The sequence below is a fragment of the Mesorhizobium sp. M0019 genome, from assembly GCF_040323975.1.
Lineage (GTDB): Bacteria > Pseudomonadota > Alphaproteobacteria > Rhizobiales > Rhizobiaceae > Mesorhizobium.
Genome location: NZ_JAMYVK010000031.1, coordinates 14,969 through 33,658, shown reverse-complemented (window position 1 = coordinate 33,658; position 18,690 = coordinate 14,969). Strand labels below are relative to the sequence as shown.

The window sequence follows — 18,690 nt, the reverse complement described above, 5'->3', positions numbered from 1 at the left end:
AGGCTATCCAGATGACACTGACCGAACGCGTTCCCCCAGTGGAAACCCGGATTCCCCTGAAATTTGCGATGCGACACTTGGCCGGAGCTGTCTCCGTGGTGACCGCAGGTGTTGGCGACGAACGGACGGGCGCAACCGTTACCACCGCTCATTCCCTATCGGTCGAACCAGAGGTGATGGTTGTGAGCATCAACCTGAACTCGTCTACCTGGGCAGCCATCAGCCGGCATGGGCATTTCTGCGTGAATGTGCTGCGTGCCGACCAGATGGCGATTGCCGACCGTTTCGCCGGACGCGGTGACCTGAGGGGGGCGGCGCGTTACGAGGGAGCCCGCTGGTCTAGCCTTACAAGCGGCGCATTGGCACTCGACAGCGCGCTCGCCGCGGTCGACTGTACGGTCGAGGACACGATTATTCGTCACAGCCACGCGCTGATCCTCGGCAGCGTCCGGCAGGTGGTGAGCGGAGAGCCAGGCCCGGCGCTGATCTATCATCACGGCGCATACGGATCATCGTGAGCTTGTTGGGTTCGGCTCCTTTCCAAACAGCTTGATTAAGCTAAACCGCGCGAAGCGATGTAAAGCGCCATCAGCCTGGCACTGGGCCACGGCGCCCCATCGCGCGAAGGGCAAGGTCGAAACCTTCGTCCACCGAGTTCACGATCCGGCCACTCAGTTCGTATCCAGGCAGACATCGGGAGGGCGGGACAGGAGGCAGGGCAATGCCGTCGTGCATGACCTCGAGGCGACCATCGGGGTAGTCGCAGACGACGACCTTTTTGCGGGCAAGTCGCCTCGCGGTATCGGTCGGATCGAGTATGAACAGCACCTTGTCGTAGCGCAGTGTCAGGGCCTGAGACAGTGTGCGGACCTCCTTGCGGCACATGGCGCCGACCAGATTCTCGTGATCGGGGCGGCGCATGTCCTTCGGGTTGCGTGGTTCTTTGCGAAAACGTGCGTTAAAGTCCGCCATGAATGCCGGCGCAAAGGCGTTGGCCGCCTCGATGGTGTTGATGCCGCGAAGGCGCAGTTCCTTCATAAGCCGGTCCTGCAGCGTCTGATGGGCGCTTAACACGACCTTTTGCCTGTGGGGAGTTGGCGCAGATGATGTGGATGTTGAGCTCGTAGAGAGCCCGGCCGAACTGCGTCAGGCCACTGCTTCTATCCTTCTCCGAACATGTGTCGTCCGGAAGACGCCATGCTTGTCCCTGTAGAAAGAAAGCGGCTTGCCCCAGCGCCTTGCGGCATGAAAATAGTCGAACGTGTTCTCCGACCCCGCAAAGCGCAGATGCAGCAGCTTGCCGGTCGCGTCGTCTATGAAGACGAGCATGGCGCATTTGGGGCCACGATTCTCGAACCACCAGTGATGCGAGCCGTCGATCTGCACCATCTCGCCGAGACAGTCGCGCCGTCCGCGCGGCTGGTGCACGCGGCGCTTGCGTTCACGGCCCGATGTCCAGATCCCGGCCTCCGTCATCCATTTGCGCAGCGTCTCTGCTGACGGCGATTTGATGCCGCTCGATCACTCTTCGTGGGCAAGCGTCGGACCGAAGTCGACATAGTGTTCGCGGATCAGCTCCAAAGCGAAGTCGCGAATGCCATTGATGATGCGATTGTTGGAGCGTCGCCCCCGCGCCTTTTGTCGAGAGCCGCCGCGCCGTCGCCCAGGAATGTCTTCATCAATCGTTGGACTTGCCGAGCAGTAATTCCCAACACGCTTGCGGCGGCAACGCTCGTCATCCGCCGCTCTATAACATCGACAAGACCTCAATGCGATTTCAGTCCCAAGATGCAATCTCCCCGCTCTCGAAGCGAGAGAGTGGCAAGGCACAAGCAGGAGCGACATTCCTATTTTGCCAGATCAGGACATCTTAAAAAGGTGCAACGCATATTATGGAACTCGGTGGCGGTTTTCTAGCTGTTGCTTTTTCTCTCCTGCCGCAGCTTACGAAGTTGTGGAATCTCTCAGTAAACTGCGGGGGTTTGAACCATGGTGTCAGAGTCGGAAACGACAGCACATCGCGATGCCGTTGGGGGGCGTCCACCGCATCGAGTAGGGCTGAGCATGAGGGGGAAGGCGGATAGCCGAAGCGTGACAGTGCGATGACCCGAAAGCCCTCGCCAACAGGGCGGCCGTAGGAGCACCGGCATACCGTCAGGCGCGATGCGGACCGACAGCCCCCCGGCGAAGGGCGCTGATTGATCGATCGAATTTGAATTCGGGTCGTTTTATCAGCTGACATAATCCAAATCGAATTCCTCACGATGTTTCAGCACGCGCCTGGATTTTTCTGCATTTGGCTCCGGCGAAGACCCCGGTGGTGCGGTGTAAGCGCGCCTCCGGCATCTTGGACTTGTTTTCATTAGCCATCCAGGACTGCTGCATTGCCGCAGCGATGGTTCCAACCTGCTAGGCGTCGCCAAACCGCGCATCGTTGGGTTGGATGCCGGATCCCAGTGGGCGACGTTGCCGGATCCAAACCAACCATGGCCGCGACCAGAGTTGCCACGTCGGAATGGCCAAGCACCTTGCCGTCGCCGGACTTGATGGTTTCGCCGACATTGCCCGGCCCGGCGAACAGTCATTGATCAGCCCTTGTCGGTGGTGCCCAGTACGCTGGCTGAAACCGATCACGATCAGGAAAAGTCGATACTTGAACAACAGGATCGAGCAGGACCATCGGCGCATTCAATCGCCGTGTGCGGCCGATGCTCCTTCAAGTCGCCGGCCACCGCCAGCATCATCCTGTCCGGGATCGAAATGCTTCACATGATGCGCAAGCGACAGGCAAGTACGCATTCAATCCAAATCCCTCCCTGGCCGAGCAGTTCGCCATGCTGGCGGCATGACAGCGGCCGGTCTCGACCACCTTCATGACGCAGAAAAAACTTTGGGACCGAGCAGGGAGATTTTGCAGAGAGACAGGAAGCAGAGAGCGGTTGCTCATGGCACACTCATGCAATCGGTCAATCCCATTCCGGCGTCCACGGCACCTTGTTCTTGTCCACGCACCTGAAGTTCGTGCATGTGAGAGCGTCGATCCGCTTCATGTCGACGCTAGATAGAACGAAATCCATGACGTCGAAGTTCGACCGCATGTTTTCCGGCTTGGTTGACATTGTATTGACGGCGACGCCTTTCTGCAGAATCCATCTCAACACCACCTGCGCAGCCGACTTTCCGTAGGCTATGCCGATCTGGCCAAATTGCGGATATTTGAAAACCTCCCCCCTCGCGACCGAAGAGAACGAAGCCAGCGGAACGCCCGTCTGAAAGGACATGTCGAGCAGAATTGACTGATCGAGAAGCGGGTGGAATTCAACCTGGTTGATCGCGATTTCGCCATTGGTGAATGATTGCGCGTCCCGCATCATTGAGGCCGTGAAATTAGAGACGCCGATCTCGGTCGCGATTCCCTTACGCTTCGCGTCCTGAAGTAGGGCGAGAGACTTGCGATTGTCCCCGGACGGATCCGGCCAATGAAGGAGCAGAAGGGCGACCTTCGACACGCCAAGAGCGTTCAGACTCGCCTCCACCGATTTCAGGAACTGTTCCTCGGTGTAGTTCTCGGGATGCACTTTCGTGGTGATGAGAAGGTCGTCTGTCGAGACGTTAGCCTGGCGGATGGCCGCGCCCAAGTCGGCCTCGTTTCCGTACAGTTGAGCTGTGTCGAATGATCGATAGCCGACCTCGTACGCAGCGGCAAATGCCTTCTCCAAATCCTCGCCCTTGAGCGGATATGTTCCAAACGAACGTTCATGTCCCGGCCGAAAGCAGATCGACATTTTCCTTTCCTTTCCCAGGCGCCGTAGCGAACCGTGTGCACATTGAGCTGCTATAGATGGATGCTGTCCCAAACCACGGCGCGATCGATCGACTGGATCACCTTCCTCTCTGCCACGGCCATTCTCCGACTGACGTCCTTTCATAATGCAGTGGTCAACCTCCGTTGTGGATGGAGCCGACGTCAATCATGCGATCCAGCGAACGGATGAAGCTCCAAAGCTAGCCACATGCAATCCGTATCCGCGTAATACTGATGCCATGGGTAGAGAAACCCGCCAATACTATCGCTTGTGCAATCGAAGAATGGCTGGGCGAAGCCCGGAGCCATCAGGATTTCTTCGGTCAGTGTTTCCCGCTGCTGCGTCTGAAACTTCTGCATCCGTCCCACTCCCATGATCTGCACATGGGTCTCGATGAATGGATGCAGATTGTGGATCAGGCAGTCCGTCGCTTCCGGAGCAAACCAAAGATTGGCTTTCGCGGCAAAAGTCATGCCGTCGGTCTCCGGGTTCCCGGCAAGCATTGCCGCTGCACCGCTCAGACGAATTTCAATAAGGTCGTCCTGCGATGAGCGGTAGAGCGGCAGTCCGAGAATTTCCGCGGTCGGGTCGGTGATCGTCTCCGCATATCGCGGCCACCCTAGAGTGCTCGCCCTGGCGCCTACTGTCTCGAGAACACGGATCACAATCATTGCCTGTGCGTTCTCGATGACCGCGTCGATGAGCGTGGTCGATGAAAATGGCTGGATTGTTTGCCGAGGCTTACCAGCGATCTCAACGACGGTATCACCGATGTTGAAGACGATATTGCGCCCGTGAAGTGCGAATGACGAAGCGCCCTCAATCAGTTCGGCGTCAACCACAGCGTTGGAGAAATTGAGATCTCGCCGGTTGTTACGCCTAGCCATGAGCTTCCTCTCTTGCCATCGTCGCCCGGTCCGGTCCGTCCGACAGGGACGTGGTGGTGTTCGTGGGAGGGCGTGGATCGCAGCGAAATCCAAAGATCGGTGCGCGCCACGCCGCTGACATCTGGTGCCCATCAGCTGGCCAGCCGCGCCTCGCGTGCCGTCTGTGCAGCGAAATATCTCGCGATTGCATCGATAACCCGAGTTGTCGCCTTTCCATCGCCGTAGGCGTCCACGGGCCGGGCCATTCGTGAATATTCGTCCGGATCGCGCAGCAGTCGGGTCGCTTCACTCACGATGCGGGCGGTGCTGCGGCCCACAAGGCGCGCTGTGCCAGCTTCGACAGCCTCCGGCCGCTCGGTGATGTCCCTTAAAACAAGCGTCGGTTTGCCGAGTGAAGGGCCTTCTTCCTCTGCGCCGCTGCTGTCCGAGATGATGATGTCCGAGCGCAGCATAAGGCTGCAGAAATTCCGGTACGGTAGCGGATCCACCACCGTAATATTCGCCTGGTTGCTCAGATAGGGCAACATGACTTCGCGCACTGCCAGGTTCTTGTGCAATGGGATGATGACACGCACGTTCTCCTGGGATGATAGCTGCACCAGAGCTCTTGCGATCTCGTGCATCGGTGCACCCCACGACTCGCGTCGATGTGCTGAGGCGACCACGATTCGCCGCGTATCGTTCTTGAGGTCGGCAAGTGCGGGCTCGGCGAAGGCGGGAGCATTTTCGGCCGCCCAATGAAGTGCATCGACGACCGTGTTGCCGGTGACCGTGATACGATCCTCACGGGCACCTTCGCGGATAAGGTTCTCGCTGCTCCGGATGGTCGGCGCTAGGTGGAGATCCGTTATCTGGGCAACGAGGCGCCGATTGGCCTCCTCTGGATATGGTGATGCAATGTTGCCGCTGCGTAAGCCCGCCTCGAGATGAATGATGGGGATACGGTGCTGGAAGGCGGCCAGGGCGCCTGCCAGGGTGCTCGCGGTATCGCCATGAACGATCACCGCGTCCATTCCCCATTGTTCCATTTGCACGGAGAGCATTTCCAGTATTCGATGTGTGACCTGCGACAAGGTCTGGCGAGGTTGCATGACGTTTAGTTCGATGTCCGGTCGAATACCGAATTCCGTTAAAGTGATATCAAGCATCTCGCGATGCTGCCCCGTGGAAACAACGAGTGGCTCGAACCTGCGGTCGAGCTTCATTGCGTTGATGACTGGGGCGCATTTAATCGCCTCAGGACGAGTACCGAAAATGAATGCCACTTTGGGCATGATCGTCTCTCCGAATGAATCTGAGGGGTCGCCGGCGACCGCGGTTGCCAAGGAATTGCACAGGGGGGCCATCCATCAGGGCCGAAGCAAACCACGTCTTGGCCAATCACAGCGGACAACGAGGATCCTCTAGCCGAGGTCGACTGGAATGCGAGCGTCGCTTTCTGGTGGACTTGGCGATGCGCCCTTCCCACAGAATGCGATCTGACGCAGATCTCCTTCTTTGTTTGATCCATCGCGGCTGACCGCGCCATCAATGCTGGTCGGCAGTTGCTGCCGCCACTCCTCACGAAGAGACACAAAACTCGTGCCAATTTGGCTGATCGAGCCGAAGAAAAAACTTTGTGGTTGCTTTACAGCTATTTAGCCAAAGGAACAAAAAATCGGTGTGTGACGGACCCGATAAAGAGACTGTGTGTCACGGACCCGACAAAGCCGACAGAGGGCGCGGATCTGGTGCAAAGAAGAAAAAATTGGCCGCGTTGGTCCACGTTGGCGTTGGACCGCCCTTCAAGGCGTCGCTGACTCTTCACTCTTTCCCTGATCGCCCACCACAGTCCCGGCAGTGATTGGCGGAGAATGGCTGTGGGGTTCTGGATTGGCTTTTCGTTCGAAAAGCGAAGGGGATTTTAGGCTGACAGAATGGGAACTCTCGGAAGGAGGTAACCCGATGATGGTCTATCGCAACAGAGGACTAACCATCTTTCCGTGCTGGTCGCCGGTGGCGACACCGATCACCGCGCCCTCGTCGTTGTAGAGCACTTCGGTTGCGGCAAAGCCGGGATAGATCTCGACGCCGAGCTCTTCCGCCTTGGTCGCCAGTCAGCGACAGACATTGCCGAGCGATACGATGTAGTTGCCAGGATTGTTCATCAAGGGCGGCATGGCGAAGTTCGGCAGGTGGATCGAGCCGGCCGGGCCGAGCAGCAAGAAATGGTCGTCCGTCACCGTGGTCTTGAACGGATGGCTATCGTCCACGCGCCAGTCAGGCAGCAGGCGGTCGATGCCGATGGGATCGACAACGGCGCCCGACAGGATATGGGCGCCGACTTCCGAGCCCTTTTCCAGCATGAGGACGGTGAGATCAGGATTGACCTGCTTCAACCGGATCGCCGCCGGCCCGCAGGCCCCGCGCCGACGATCACGACGTCGAATTCCATGCTCTCGCGTTCGGAGAGTTCGATCGTCATCGAAACAGCTAAGTCCTCAAAGCGCCTTTTCGAGTTCCGGCAGGGCCTCGAAGAGATCCGCAACGAGACCGTAGTCGGCAACTTGGAAAATAGGCGCCTCCTCGTCCTTATTGATCGCGACGATGACCTTCGAATCCTTCATGCCGGCCAGATGCTGGATGGCCCCGGAGATGCCGCAGGCGATGTAAAGGTCCGGGGCGACCACCTTGCCGGTCTGGCCGACCTGCCAGTCGTTGGGTGCATAGCCAGCATCGACGGCCGCACGCGACGCACCGACGGCGGCGCCAAGCTTGTCCGCAACGGGAAGGATGACTTCTTTGAATTTCTCCGACGAGCCGAGCGCCCGACCGCCGGAGATGATGATCTTCGCCGAGGTCAGCTCCGGTCGGTCCGAGGTCGAAAGTGCGTTCGACACAAAGGTCGAAAGCTCTGAAGAAAAGGCTGCCGTCGAGATTTCCTCGACGACAGCAGATGGGCCTTGGGAGGCGTGGGAAAAAGACGCCGTGCGTACGGTGATCACCTTCTTGGCGTCAGTCGACTGCACCACCTGGATGGCATTGCCGGCATAGATCGGCCGTTTGAACGTGTCGGCAGAGACGACCTCGACGATTTCCGAGATCTGCGCGACATCGAGCAGCGCAGCAACGCGCGGCAGGATGTTTTTGCCGACCGAGGTCGCGGCCGAGACGACCGCATCGTAATTGCCGGCGATCGACACGATGAGCGCCGCCAGCGGTTCTGCGAGATTGTTGGCAAGACTGGCGTCGTCGGCAAGCAGCACCTTGGAAACGCCGGAGAGTTTTGCAGCCGCATCGGCCGCAGCCTTGACGCCGGAGCCGGCGACGAGCACATGCACGTCGGAACCGATCTTCGACGCGGCCGTCAGCGCCTTTGCGGTCTGGTCGGAAAGGGTTTCATTGTCGTGATCTGCCAGAAGAAGAATGGCCATGGTTTAGTCTCCCTTTCCCACCTTAGAGCACGCCGGCTTCGGTCTTGAGCTTTTCAACCAGTTCGGCGACCGACTTAACCTTGACGCCTGCCTTGCGGCCGAACGGTTCCTGGGTCTTCAGCACCTTGAGGCGCGGGGCGGTGTCGACGCCGAAGTCGACCGGCGTCTTCTTGTCGAGCGGCTTTTTTTTGGCCTTCATGATGTTCGGCAGCGACGCATAACGCGGCTCGTTGAGGCGAAGGTCGGTCGTAACGACGGCCGGAAGCTTCACGTCGATCGTCTGGAGACCACCGTCGACTTCCCGCGTCACCCTGGCTGTGCCCTCTGGCGCCTTGCCGTCGTCGATCTCGACCTTGGAAGCAAACGTCGCCTGCGCCCAACCAAGAAGGGCCGAGAGCATCTGGCCGGTCTGGCTGCTGTCGTCGTCGATCGCCTGCTTGCCGACGATGACGAGGCCGGGCTGTTCGGCCTCGGTGACACCCTTGAGGATCTTGGCGACGGCGAGCGGCTCGACGGCGTCGTCCGTCTCGACCAGCAAGGCGCGATCGGCGCCCATGGCGAGCGCGGTGCGCAGCGTCTCTTCGGCTTTCGCAGGACCGATCGACACCACAACCACTTCCTCAGCCTTGCCGGCTTCCCTGAGGCGTAGCGCTTCCTCAACCGAAATCTCGTCAAACGGGTTCATCGACATCTTGACATTCGTAAGCTCGACACCGGAGCCATCCGCCTTCACGCGGATCTTTACGTTGTAATCAACAACGCGCTTGACTGGGACCAAGATCTTCATGGCTCAACTCCAAAATTCGTCAGCAGAGGGCGTGGAAACGTTCGACCATGACGTCAAGCACCTCGCCGGGATCACGCTTCCACCAATTGTTAGCGGAGAAAATCTCGACCTCGCAGGGACCGGTGTAGCCGGTGCCTTCGACACTCGCGCGGATCGTCTTGAGATCGGCAACACCGTCGCCCATCATACCGCGGTCCAGCAGCACGTCGCGCGTGTCGGCAAGCCAATCGCAAAGGTGATAGCCGAAAATCCTGTCCTTGCCGGCGCGCTGCAACTGGGTGTCAAGATCGCAGTCCCACCAGACATGGTAGACGTCAACGGCAATGCCAAGGTTCGGCGCATCGACCGCCTCGCAGATATCGACAGCGTCACGCACGGTCGTCAGGCAGGAGCGGTTCCCGGCGTAGACGGGATTGAGAGGTTCCAGCGCCAGCTTGACATTGCGGTCCGCCGCATAGAGTGCGAGGTCGGCAACACGTTCAGCGACAATCTTCAAGCTCTCGGCAGTGCCCTTGGTGCCGGGATGTACGCCGCCCACCACAATCGTCAGCACAGTGGCACCCAGACCGGCAGCCATATCGATGGACGCCCTCGCCTCATCGAGAACCGCTGTCCTGTCGATCGCTTCGGTACCGACAAGGAACGGTGTGCGGCAAAGCCCGGCGACGGAAAGGCCTGCCGAGCGCACCCGCTCGCCAATCTCGTTCGCCCGCGCACCGACTTCGCGGCGCCAGAAGACGATCGAGCCGAAACGACGGGCAGCACACGCATCAATCACCCGCTCCGGTGACCAGCCTGCACCGTGGCCATCCAAGTTGTGTCCGAGGCTGGCGGTGTTGAGCGCGAGCGCCAAATGGTCCGTCGAGAAATCGCGCATCGCCTACGCCCCGTAAACAGCGAGCAACTTCTTCATGCGCTCGACGGCGCGGTTGGGATCGCGCAGCAGGCCGCACTGGTCCGCCTGACGGAACACCTCGACGAAATACGGCAGCGGCCGCATCGCCTGGGCGCCGTTCAGCATCACGAAGTGATCCTGGAAGCCGTTCAGCCAGGCGAGGAAGACGACGCCGGTCTTGTAGTATTGGGTGGGCGCGCGGAAGATCAAGTGAGCGAGCGGCACGGTCGGGTCGAGCGTTGCACGGAAGCCCGCCTTGTCGCCGTCGCCCAGCCGCTCCACCGCATAGGCGGCGGCCGGCGCGAGCGGGTCGAAGATGCCGAGAAGGGCGTGCGAAAAGCCCTCGCTGTCACCTTCGATGAGTTCCGGATAGTTGAAGTCGTCGCCCGTATACATTTTCACGCCGGCGGGCAGACGACGGCGCATGACGGCCTCCTTTTCCTTGTCGAGAAGGGAGATCTTGATGCCGTCAACCTTGGCCGTGTTCGCTTCGATGACGGCGAGCGCCGTCTGCATGGCGGGGTCAAACGCCGCGTCGCCCCAATAGCCGGCAAGCTGCGGATCAAACATATCGCCGAGCCAATGCAGGATCACTGGCTGGTCGCAGGCGGCGAGCACATCGGAATAGATCTTGACGTAGTCTTCCGGCTTTTTTGCGACGCGCACCAGAGCACGGGAGGCCATGAGGATGAGGCGGCCGCCGAGCTTCTGAATGGCTTCCGCCTGTTCCAGATAGGCCCGGCGCACATCGTCCAGACTCGCCACTGCCGCGGGGTCGAGATGATCCGTGCCGCAGCCATTGGCGACCACCGCATCCGGGAGTTCCTCGCGGGTGCGGCGGATCAGCTCCAGTGCGCCCGGCCAGTCGAGACCCATGCCGCGCTGCGCCGTATCCATCGCCTCGGCAATGCCGAGGCCGAGGCCGGCGAGATAGCGGCGAAACTCCATCGTCTTGGCCCAGTCGACCGTGGCGCGACCCGACGGATCGTTCGCAGTGAAGGGATCGGCGACGACGTGGGCGGCCGAGTAGACTGTTCGCGCCGGGTTCCTGCCAAGCGTGGCGGCGGCGATTGGCTTTCCGGTCAGGGCATAGTGCGCAAGGCGTCCAGCGGTATCGGGAAGGGCGATTTTCATGGAAAACCTCAGAAGCGCGGGACGAGCATGCCGGCATCGGCTGGGATCGACAGTCCGGTTGTGTACGGAAGCCTGCCAGTCGCAAGCGAGGCAATCAGCGCACCGACCTCCTCCGGCTCGCCGACACGCGGGAGAAGCGTGAGGCCCTGCGCGGCCCGTTCGCGATAGGCCTCGATAACCGGCGCGGTCATCTCGGTGGCAATCAGGCCCGGCTGGACGTCATAGACGGCAATGTTCTCGCGCCCGAGACGGACGGCGAGAGTCTTGGAGACCATGGCGGCGGCGGCCTTCGAGGCGCAGTATTCCGAGCGCTGCTCCGCCACCGCGACCGCATTCGAAGACGTGACATTGACGATCGAATGGAAGAGTGGCGGCCGCGCGCGTGCAAGCAGACGACGCGCGAATGCCTGGCTCAGGAAGAACACAGCCTTCGTGTTGACGGCAAAACACCGGTCCCAGCTCTCCTCGGAGACCTCCATCATGTCTCCGCGCTTGAGCACGCCGACACCGGCATTGTTGACGAGCGTGGTAAGCGGCCCGAGCTTTTCCTCGACCGCATCGATCGCCGCACCGTGACCGCCGATCGCAGCGACATCGAACGCGGCGACGACGACGGGGACGCCATGGGCGGCGACGCGCTCGACCGCGGCGGCAAGTTCGGCGTCCTCAGCCGGCCCGTTGACGGCGACCGCAAATCCTTCCTTCGCCAGAGCTTCAGCAACGGCAAGGCCGATGCCGCGCGAGGAGCCGGTGACGAGCGCGACCGGCCGGGCGGACGCGGCGCTCATGCCCTAGCGCCTTTCTTCAGGAGTTCGCGCGCGATGATCATGCGCTGGATCTGGTTCGTGCCTTCATAGATCTGCGTGATCTTTGCATCGCGGTAGAGCCGCTCCACCTCGAAGCCGCGGATATAGCCGGAGCCGCCAAAGACCTGCACGGCATCGGCGGTACGCTGTACAGCCATGTCGCCGGCAAAGCACTTGGCGATGGAGCAGGCTTTGGTCGCATCCGCGCCGCTGTCGATTTTCGAAGCGGCAGAATGGACGAGCAGGCGTGCGGCCTCGATGTCCTTCGCCATGTCGGCCAGAAGCCATTGCACGCCCTGGAAGTCGGCGATCGCCTTGCCGAACTGTTTGCGCGTCCCGGCATAGTCGAGGGCGGCCTCCAGGCCGGCCTGTGCGATACCGACGGCGAGTGACGCAATGCCGACGCGCCCCTTGTCGAGGACCGACATCATCATGTGGAAACCGCGCCCCTCGGTGCCGAGCAGGGCATCTGCCCGAAGGCGCACATCGGTGAAGTTCAGCGCGCCGACCTGGCTGGCGCGCTGGCCCATCTTGTGCTCCTTCGGCCCCTTCTCGACGCCGGCCGCATGCAGGTCGACGATGAAGATCGACATGCCGCGATTGCCGGCTTGCTTGTCGGTTCGCGCCAGCACGAAACCGTAGTCGGCCACCGGCGCATTGTGGATCCAGATCTTGCCGCCGTTCAAACGCCAGCCGTCGCCGTCGCGCTCGGCCGTCGTGCGGATGCCCGAAACATCAGTGCCCGCCTCCGGCTCGGTGATGCAGTAGGCGACCTTCGAGCGCATGCCGAGTATTTCCGGCAGCAGGGCCTGCTGGCTTTCAGTGCCGTGGCGCACCAACAGGCTTGAAATCAGTTCGACCAGGCCGCACTGGTCGGCGACGGAAGCATATCCGCGGCTCAACTCCTCCATCACAAGGGCATAGGTCAGCGTGTCGAAGCCCGGCCCGCCGAGGGCTTCCGGCACGCCTATGCCGAATAGGCCGAGCTTTGCCATTTCGTCGTAAAGAGCCGCCGGGAAGCGTTCCTCGCGGTCCAATTCCTCGGCCACGGGCCGGATCATTTCGTCGGCAAAGGCGCGCGCCATCTCTCGCACCTGCTCCTGCGTTTCAGTGAGATACATGGCCCTCGACTCCCACTTAGTAACTATCCGGTTATATACATTCCCCAGTCTCAAGACGTCAAGTCGGAAAAATCGGAGACCGGGAAGAAAGCTGCTTGCACAGGCGTTTGGTCCGTGCTTATTTATTCACCAACTGGTTACTTATGGAGGAGAGGCATGCACCCTGGCGAAAAGAGGAAATTCGGCCGAACAGAACTTGACGTCACGACGTTCGGCTTTGGGACCGCGCCCCTCGGCAACATTTTCCGCGAGATCGACGAAGCCACAGCCGGGGATATGTTCGAACGCGCATGGGCCGCCGGCGTACGGTTCTTCGACACCGCGCCGATGTATGGCCACGGGCTTGCCGAACTGCGCACGAGCCACGCCCTGCGCTGGAAGGAGCGAGACGATTTCGTCCTCTCCTCCAAGGTCGGGCGCCTGCTGCGACCGGCACGGCGCGACACCATCGATTTTGCGCCGTGGACGAATGCTGCGCCCTTCACCATGCATTTCGACTACAGTTACGACGGCACGATGCGCGCCTTCGAGGACAGCCTGCAGCGGCTGGGGTTGGAGCGGATGGACATGTGTTTCATCCATGACATCGACGTTTTCACACGCGGGAGCGAGCAGCCGGAAGTGTTCGAGCAGGCGATGGACGGCGCCTGGCGCGCGCTGGAGCGGCTGCGCTCGGAAAAGGTCGTGAAGGCGATCGGCGTCGGCGTCAACGAATGGCAGGTCTGCCATGAGGCCCTCCGCCGTCACGATTTCGACTGCTTCCTGCTGGCCGGCCGCTACACCCTCCTCGAACAGGACGCGCTCGACGCGTTCCTTCCGCTGTGCGAGGCACGTGGCGCGGCGGTCGTCGTGGGCGGCGGCTTCAATTCGGGAATCCTTGCCACCGGCGCGAAGGAAGGGGCGAAGTACAATTACGCGCCGGCGCCGCGCGACATCCTGGAAAAGGTCGCGAAAATCGAGGTGGTCTGTGCGGCGCATGGCGTGCCGCTGGCCGCCGCCGCACTGCAATTCGTGCTCGCCCATCCTGCCGTACCCTCTTTCATGGCGGGCACGCGCACGGTCGAACAGCTTGACCAGAACCTTGCCTGGTTCTCCCATCCGATCCCGGCAGAGTTCTGGGCGGATCTCAAGAGGCAGGGCCTATTGCGCGAGGACGCACCCGTTCCGGGCTGAGCTCGCATCAGCCCGCGCTGCAACAAGCGGCGCGGGCAACCTCTAACGGATCAGGATTGCCCTGAAGTCATTGACATTGGTTCCTGTCGGGCCGGGCACGAACAGGTCGCCCAAACGATGAAACGCCGTCCAGGCGTCGTTGCCGGCAAGCAGTGCGGCAGGATCCGCCCCCAGTTCCCGCAGGCGCCCCATGCTGGCGCCGTCGGCAAAGGCCCCCGCATTGTCCTCTGAGCCATCGATACCATCCGTATCGGCGGCAAGTGCTGCAAACGGCACACCTTCGCCTGCGAGCGCGAGCGACAACAAAAACTCCGTGTTGCGTCCACCCTTGCCACGTCCCTTGATCGTCACCGTCGTTTCTCCGCCGGAGAGGATGACGACGGGACGCAAGAACGGGCGGTCACGGCTGGCGACCTCGCGAGCGATAGCGGCGTGAACACCCGCGACGTCGCGTGCCTCCCCCTCTATGCAGTCCGATAGAATGACGGCGGGCACGCCGAGCGCCTCCGACCGTTGCGCGGCAGCCTCCAGTGAGAGGCGTGCAGAAGCGATGATGTGGACCTCATGACTGGCAAAGGCTGAGTCATGAGGCGATGGCGGCTGGCCCACGTCTTCATCAAGCCAAGCCAGGATCCGCTCGGGCAGCTTGACACCCCATGTCTTGACCAGTGCGCGCGCCTCTTTGCGATTGCTTGCATCCGGCACGGTCGGTCCACTGGCGACCTGCGCCGGGTCGTCGCCAGGCACATCGGAGACAACGAGCGTCACAACCCTTGCAGGATGACATGCGGCGGCGAGCCGCCCACCCTTAATGCCGGAGACCTGCTTGCGAATAGCGTTCATGACGGAAATCGGCGCACCGCCCGCCAGCAGCGCGCTGTTTAGAGCGGCTTCATCGTTCAGCGTGAGATCGCCGGGCGGGGCTGGGAGCAGGGCGGACCCGCCGCCACAGATCAGCGCCACGACGAGATCATTCTCACCAAGCCCCTTTACAGCGTCGAAAAGCGATTGAGACGCTTCAAGCCCTGCAACATCCGGAACGGGATGGGCAGCCTCCAGCACACGGATCCTCTGGCAGGCCGCCGAATAGCCATAACGCGTCACCACAACCCCTTCCAGTGGGCCATCCCACAGCCTTTCGAAAGCCGCGGCAAGCTGCGCGGCGCCCTTGCCCGCGCCGATGACGACGGTCTTTCCTTTGGGTCGGGTCGGTAGATATGTGCTTAAGGCCTTTTCGGGAGCCGCGGCTTCGATCGCTGCGCGAAAGAGTTGTGCGAGAAAATCTTTGTCTTCAGGCTTCATGAGACCGCCAAACGGATCAGGAGTATGCGATGACCGAAAGCTATCTGTCGAAACGCACCGGCCGCTTCTGCCTGTGGGCCGCCAGCCCTTCCGTGAGATCTTCGGATGCAGCCGCCACCGCGCCGGCCAAGGCCTCTACGACCCGTTCGCTCTCCTCGTGCTCGGCGGCATTGATCAGCATCTTCGTCAATTCTGTCGCCCTTGGAGATCGCTTCAGCACGCGGGCCGCGGCGGCCTCTGCGGCGGCGCCACCCTCGCCCGTGGGCACGACCTGATCAACGAGCCCGAGCGCGATGGCCTCATCAGCTGAGTAGACTTCGCCAAAAAGCGCCATGCGGCGGACAAGCTGCGTGCCGAAGCGGCGCGAGGCGCGCTGCGTGCCGGACCAGCCGGGAATGATGCCGAGGCCGGCCTCCGGCTGGCCGATCTTCACATGCGCTTCGGCGATACGCAGGTCCGCGCAGGCAGCAAGCTCCAGCCCGCCGCCGAGCGCGTGGCCGTTCAGCACCGCGATCAGTGGAACCGTGAGGCGGGCCAGCGCATCGAAGGCGCCGTGTCCGTCGCGCAGCCAGCGGCGCGAGAACGTGTCGGCGTCGAGGCTGCTCCACGCCTCGATATCGCCCCCCGCGCAAAAGGACCTGCCGCCCTCTCCCGACAGGATCGCAACTCGGGCATCCGAGCGCTCGATGGTACGGCAGGCCCGCAACAGCGCATCGACCATGTCCTCATCGATCGCGTTCAGCTTTTCCGGCCGTCGCAGGGTGAGCCGCGCAAGGTGGCCCTCGATTCGGAGTTCGATGCGCGGATCGCTCACAGCGCCAGCCCCATGGTGCCAGCGCGGAATAGCGCATCGTCCATCACCCTGAGCGTCTGCGAGACGCGTAACGGCGTCGCCGCCTGGTCGAGGACGTCACGCTGAAGGTCGAGGCCGGGGGCGATCTCTGTTATCACAAGTCCGTCCGTATCAAGCTCTATTACGCAGCGCTCCGTGACACATGTGATCTCCTGCCCCTGCGCGCGGGCGCGCTTGCCAGAAAAACTGACCTGATCAACTTTTGGCACGAACTTGGCGATGCGGCCCTCCATGTCGATCACCAACCGGCCGTCCTCGATGTGCATCTTGGCGCCTGCATTGAAATTGCCGGAGAAGACGATTTTTTTCGCACGCGACGTGATATCAACAAAACCGCCTGCGCCAGCGGTGCGGTGTGGCGTTGCCGCCAGGCGGCTGACATTGACCGAGCCCTCGGCGTCGATTTCCAGGAAGGACAGGAGCGAGCAGTCGAAGCCGCCCGCCTGGAAGTAACAGAACTGATGGGGCGAGGCGACGAAGGCCTCGGCGTTGGAGGCACAGCCGAACTTGAAATCGAGAAGCGGCACGCCGCCGACGGCGCCCTGCTCGATCACCCAGGTGATTTTGCCGTGCAGCCCCTCCTCGATGAGGATGCGCGGCACGTTGGCCGAAATGCCGAAGCCGATATTGACGGCCCAGCCATCCTGCAGTTCCCGCGCCACGCGGCGGGCGATGACCTTGCCAACATCGAGGGCCGGCAGGCGGAAGGTTTCGAGCGGCCGGAAGAGCTCGCCGGAAATCGCCGGGTCATAGGGCGTCGCCGTCGTCTGCAATTGATCGGGCGCCTCGACGATGACGTCGACGAGGATGCCGGGGACGCGCACGTCATGGGGCCGCAGGGTGCCGCTGGCCGCCACCCGCTTGACCTGCGCTATGACCAGACCGCCGGAATTGCGGGCGGCCAGCGCCATTTCCATAGCGCCGAGAGTCGCACCCTCCTGTTCGAAGGTGAGGTTGCCCTTCTCGTCGGAGGTCGTCGCACGGATGATCGCAACATCGGGGCGAAGCGCCGGGAAATGCAGCCAGTCCTCTCCCGCGAACGAAACCCGCTGAACGATCGGCTCGGCGCGCGCACTCGCATTCATCGCGCAGCCTTCCTGATCGGGATCGACGAAGGTCTCCATGCCGACCTTGGTGAGCACGCCCGGACGCTTGGCGGCGCCCTCCCGGAGCATGTCGAAGACGATGCCGGAGGGCACGTTCCAGGCGGCGAGCTCCTCCTTGAGGATCATCTGCCAGACCAGCGGCGGCTCGGCATTGCTTGGCCCCGAGGGATAGGAGCCGCCGATGATCTTCTTCAGCATGCCCGGCTTGGCGATGTGGTCAACACCACGGGTGCCAAAGAAGTCGCCGGCCGCGATCGGGTGAATGGAGGTGAGACCGCGCGGATGGCCTTCGCGATCAAAGCGTTCGCCTAGCGCCTTGAGAACGGCCTCAGGGCAACACAGGCCCGACGAAGAGTTGACTGCAACGACCGCACCATCCCTGACGAGTTGGGCCGCCTCCTCCGCCGTCTTTACCTTCTTCATCGACTTCACCTCCGTTCCGCATTGCATTAAGTAACTAACTAGTTATAGATTAAACACGGCCTGGGCGATCAGGCAAGCAGGTTTTTCGCGTCGACGCGCATGGCGCCATCGATGCTCCCAGACAGCCAAGGAGGAGGCATGAACATCTATTTCCAGAAGAGCTTTCAGCGCGGCTTCGGCACCTTTCCGCTGAAGGGAAACGACCTCAGACACGCGATCGCTGCCGCCATCGGCGCCGGTTACCGAGCGTTCGATACGGCGCAGATGTACGGCAATGAGGCCGATACGGGTGCGGCACTCGCAGTCTGCAGCGTCGCGCGGGAAGAGCTCTGCATTACCACGAAGGTGCATCCGGACAACTATTCAGAAGAAAAATTCCTGCCCTCGGTCGAGGCCAGCCTGAAGTCATTGCAGATCGATCGCCTCGATGCGCTTCTCCTGCACTGGCCGCCGGCAGACGGTGACGTCGCGCCATCCCTGCGCCTCCTGCAATCCGCCCGGGACAGGGGTCTTACGGATACCATCGGCGTCTCGAACTATACCGCACGCATGATGCATGTGGCGCGCGCCGTGGTCGAAGGACCGCTCGTCACCAACCAAGTGGAGTTTCACCCGCTGGTCAACCAGCAGAAGCTCCTCGCCGCCGCATCGGAGACGGGCATCCCGCTTTCCTCCTACGCGTCCATCGCCCGCGGCGAAGTGTTCAAGCACCGTCTTTTCGCCGAGATCGGCAAAACCTACGGAAAATCTGCTGCACAGGTCGTGCTGCGCTGGACTCTCCAGAAGGGTGTGCCGCTCAACACGATGTCGACGAAGCCGGAAAACATCCGGGGGAATTTCGACATCATGGATTTCACGCTGTCGTCCATCGACATGGACAGGATCGACGCCCTGAACGCGACCGGTTACCGCATTGTCAAGCCGGGGCAACTGCCCTGGGTCCCCCAATGGGACTGACGCAAAAGGGCGGCCGCAAGGCCGCCC

The 18,690-nt window shown here is 61.6% G+C and carries 15 protein-coding genes and 3 pseudogenes; 4 read left to right on the top strand and 14 right to left on the bottom strand.

Annotated elements, in window-relative coordinates; genetic code table 11:
- The first annotated feature begins 11 nt into the window (after positions 1-11).
- Positions 12-518 carry a flavin reductase family protein gene (locus NKK47_RS21610; protein WP_352578191.1) on the top strand — a complete coding sequence of 169 codons (507 nt, stop codon included), beginning with the start codon at positions 12-14 and terminating at the stop codon, positions 516-518.
- 193 nt (positions 519-711) lie between these two features.
- Here the strand turns inward: NKK47_RS21610 and NKK47_RS21605 are convergent.
- A pseudogene (locus NKK47_RS21605) lies at positions 712-1,751 on the bottom strand (ISNCY family transposase); the annotation flags it as partial.
- Positions 1,752-2,623: 872 nt separating this feature from the next.
- Between NKK47_RS21605 and NKK47_RS21600 the strand changes: the two are divergent.
- Positions 2,624-2,849, top strand: a pseudogene (locus tag NKK47_RS21600) (DDE-type integrase/transposase/recombinase); the annotation flags it as partial.
- 117 nt (positions 2,850-2,966) lie between these two features.
- Here the strand turns inward: NKK47_RS21600 and NKK47_RS21595 are convergent.
- From NKK47_RS21595 to NKK47_RS21550, 10 genes and pseudogenes are all read right to left on the bottom strand, one after another.
- Positions 2,967-3,785, bottom strand: a complete 819-nt coding sequence (locus NKK47_RS21595) for an aldo/keto reductase (protein WP_352578190.1) — start codon at positions 3,783-3,785, stop codon at positions 2,967-2,969.
- A gap of 182 nt (positions 3,786-3,967) precedes the next feature.
- The gene (locus tag NKK47_RS21590) at positions 3,968-4,693 is read right to left on the bottom strand and encodes a hypothetical protein (protein WP_352517354.1); all 726 of its coding nucleotides are present in this window, start codon (positions 4,691-4,693) and stop codon (positions 3,968-3,970) included.
- A 131-nt stretch (positions 4,694-4,824) separates the two neighbouring features.
- Positions 4,825-5,967 (bottom strand): non-hydrolyzing UDP-N-acetylglucosamine 2-epimerase, encoded by a 1,143-nt coding sequence (gene wecB / locus NKK47_RS21585; protein ID WP_352578189.1) that lies wholly within the window; start codon positions 5,965-5,967, stop codon positions 4,825-4,827.
- Positions 5,968-6,681: 714 nt separating this feature from the next.
- A pseudogene (locus tag NKK47_RS21580) lies at positions 6,682-7,157 on the bottom strand (NAD(P)/FAD-dependent oxidoreductase); the annotation flags it as partial.
- 16 nt (positions 7,158-7,173) lie between these two features.
- Positions 7,174-8,106: an electron transfer flavoprotein subunit alpha/FixB family protein gene (locus tag NKK47_RS21575; protein ID WP_352496366.1), complete on the bottom strand. Its 933-nt coding sequence runs from the start codon at positions 8,104-8,106 to the stop codon at positions 7,174-7,176.
- Between the two features lie 22 nt (positions 8,107-8,128).
- Complete coding sequence (locus NKK47_RS21570) at positions 8,129-8,893, bottom strand: electron transfer flavoprotein subunit beta/FixA family protein (RefSeq protein WP_352496365.1); 765 nt, start codon at positions 8,891-8,893, stop codon at positions 8,129-8,131.
- A gap of 19 nt (positions 8,894-8,912) precedes the next feature.
- Positions 8,913-9,770 (bottom strand): sugar phosphate isomerase/epimerase family protein, encoded by an 858-nt coding sequence (locus tag NKK47_RS21565; protein WP_352578188.1) that lies wholly within the window; start codon positions 9,768-9,770, stop codon positions 8,913-8,915.
- Between the two features lie 3 nt (positions 9,771-9,773).
- Positions 9,774-10,922: a dihydrodipicolinate synthase family protein gene (locus NKK47_RS21560; protein WP_352578187.1), complete on the bottom strand. Its 1,149-nt coding sequence runs from the start codon at positions 10,920-10,922 to the stop codon at positions 9,774-9,776.
- A gap of 8 nt (positions 10,923-10,930) precedes the next feature.
- Positions 10,931-11,710: a 3-ketoacyl-ACP reductase gene (locus NKK47_RS21555; protein ID WP_352578186.1), complete on the bottom strand. Its 780-nt coding sequence runs from the start codon at positions 11,708-11,710 to the stop codon at positions 10,931-10,933.
- Positions 11,707-12,849, bottom strand: a complete 1,143-nt coding sequence (locus NKK47_RS21550; RefSeq protein ID WP_352496361.1) for an acyl-CoA dehydrogenase family protein — start codon at positions 12,847-12,849, stop codon at positions 11,707-11,709. Before NKK47_RS21550 ends, NKK47_RS21555 begins: the two co-directional genes overlap by 4 nt.
- A gap of 156 nt (positions 12,850-13,005) precedes the next feature.
- On the opposite strand from NKK47_RS21550, the gene NKK47_RS21545 reads away from it, so the two are divergent.
- Entirely contained in the window at positions 13,006-14,022 is a 1,017-nt protein-coding gene (locus NKK47_RS21545) for an aldo/keto reductase (RefSeq protein WP_352578185.1), read from the top strand.
- A gap of 42 nt (positions 14,023-14,064) precedes the next feature.
- Here NKK47_RS21545 and NKK47_RS21540 read toward each other — a convergent pair whose 3' ends face one another.
- Genes NKK47_RS21540 through NKK47_RS21530 form a run of 3 tightly spaced genes read right to left on the bottom strand, consistent with a single transcriptional unit; the run spans position 14,065 to position 17,706 of the window.
- Positions 14,065-15,324, bottom strand: a complete 1,260-nt coding sequence (locus NKK47_RS21540) for a glycerate kinase type-2 family protein (protein ID WP_352578184.1) — start codon at positions 15,322-15,324, stop codon at positions 14,065-14,067.
- 40 nt (positions 15,325-15,364) lie between these two features.
- Positions 15,365-16,138, bottom strand: a complete 774-nt coding sequence (locus tag NKK47_RS21535) for an enoyl-CoA hydratase/isomerase family protein (RefSeq protein ID WP_352578183.1) — start codon at positions 16,136-16,138, stop codon at positions 15,365-15,367.
- Positions 16,135-17,706 (bottom strand): acyl CoA:acetate/3-ketoacid CoA transferase, encoded by a 1,572-nt coding sequence (locus NKK47_RS21530; RefSeq protein ID WP_352578182.1) that lies wholly within the window; start codon positions 17,704-17,706, stop codon positions 16,135-16,137. The genes NKK47_RS21535 and NKK47_RS21530 overlap by 4 nt, the downstream gene beginning before the upstream one ends.
- Positions 17,707-17,844: 138 nt before the next feature.
- On the opposite strand from NKK47_RS21530, the gene NKK47_RS21525 reads away from it, so the two are divergent.
- Positions 17,845-18,663 (top strand): aldo/keto reductase, encoded by an 819-nt coding sequence (locus NKK47_RS21525; protein ID WP_352496356.1) that lies wholly within the window; start codon positions 17,845-17,847, stop codon positions 18,661-18,663.
- Positions 18,664-18,690 lie beyond the last annotated feature (27 nt).

Bases quoted from the DNA above. Each gene is read 5' to 3' on its own strand.
- NKK47_RS21590 (WP_352517354.1), bottom strand. From the start codon at position 4,693: ATGGCTAGGCGTAACAACCGGCGAGATCTCAATTTCTCCAACGCTGTG.
- NKK47_RS21575 (WP_352496366.1), bottom strand. From the start codon at position 8,106: ATGGCCATTCTTCTTCTGGCAGATCACGACAATGAAACCCTTTCCGAC.
- NKK47_RS21565 (WP_352578188.1), bottom strand. From the start codon at position 9,770: ATGCGCGATTTCTCGACGGACCATTTGGCGCTCGCGCTCAACACCGCC.
- NKK47_RS21530 (WP_352578182.1), bottom strand. From the start codon at position 17,706: ATGAAGAAGGTAAAGACGGCGGAGGAGGCGGCCCAACTCGTCAGGGAT.
- NKK47_RS21570 (WP_352496365.1), bottom strand. From the start codon at position 8,893: ATGAAGATCTTGGTCCCAGTCAAGCGCGTTGTTGATTACAACGTAAAG.
- NKK47_RS21555 (WP_352578186.1), bottom strand. From the start codon at position 11,710: ATGAGCGCCGCGTCCGCCCGGCCGGTCGCGCTCGTCACCGGCTCCTCG.
- NKK47_RS21525 (WP_352496356.1), top strand. From the start codon at position 17,845: ATGAACATCTATTTCCAGAAGAGCTTTCAGCGCGGCTTCGGCACCTTT.
- NKK47_RS21560 (WP_352578187.1), bottom strand. From the start codon at position 10,922: ATGAAAATCGCCCTTCCCGATACCGCTGGACGCCTTGCGCACTATGCC.
- NKK47_RS21545 (WP_352578185.1), top strand. From the start codon at position 13,006: ATGCACCCTGGCGAAAAGAGGAAATTCGGCCGAACAGAACTTGACGTC.
- NKK47_RS21540 (WP_352578184.1), bottom strand. From the start codon at position 15,324: ATGAAGCCTGAAGACAAAGATTTTCTCGCACAACTCTTTCGCGCAGCG.
- NKK47_RS21550 (WP_352496361.1), bottom strand. From the start codon at position 12,849: ATGTATCTCACTGAAACGCAGGAGCAGGTGCGAGAGATGGCGCGCGCC.
- wecB (WP_352578189.1), bottom strand. From the start codon at position 5,967: ATGCCCAAAGTGGCATTCATTTTCGGTACTCGTCCTGAGGCGATTAAA.
- NKK47_RS21595 (WP_352578190.1), bottom strand. From the start codon at position 3,785: ATGTCGATCTGCTTTCGGCCGGGACATGAACGTTCGTTTGGAACATAT.
- NKK47_RS21610 (WP_352578191.1), top strand. From the start codon at position 12: ATGACACTGACCGAACGCGTTCCCCCAGTGGAAACCCGGATTCCCCTG.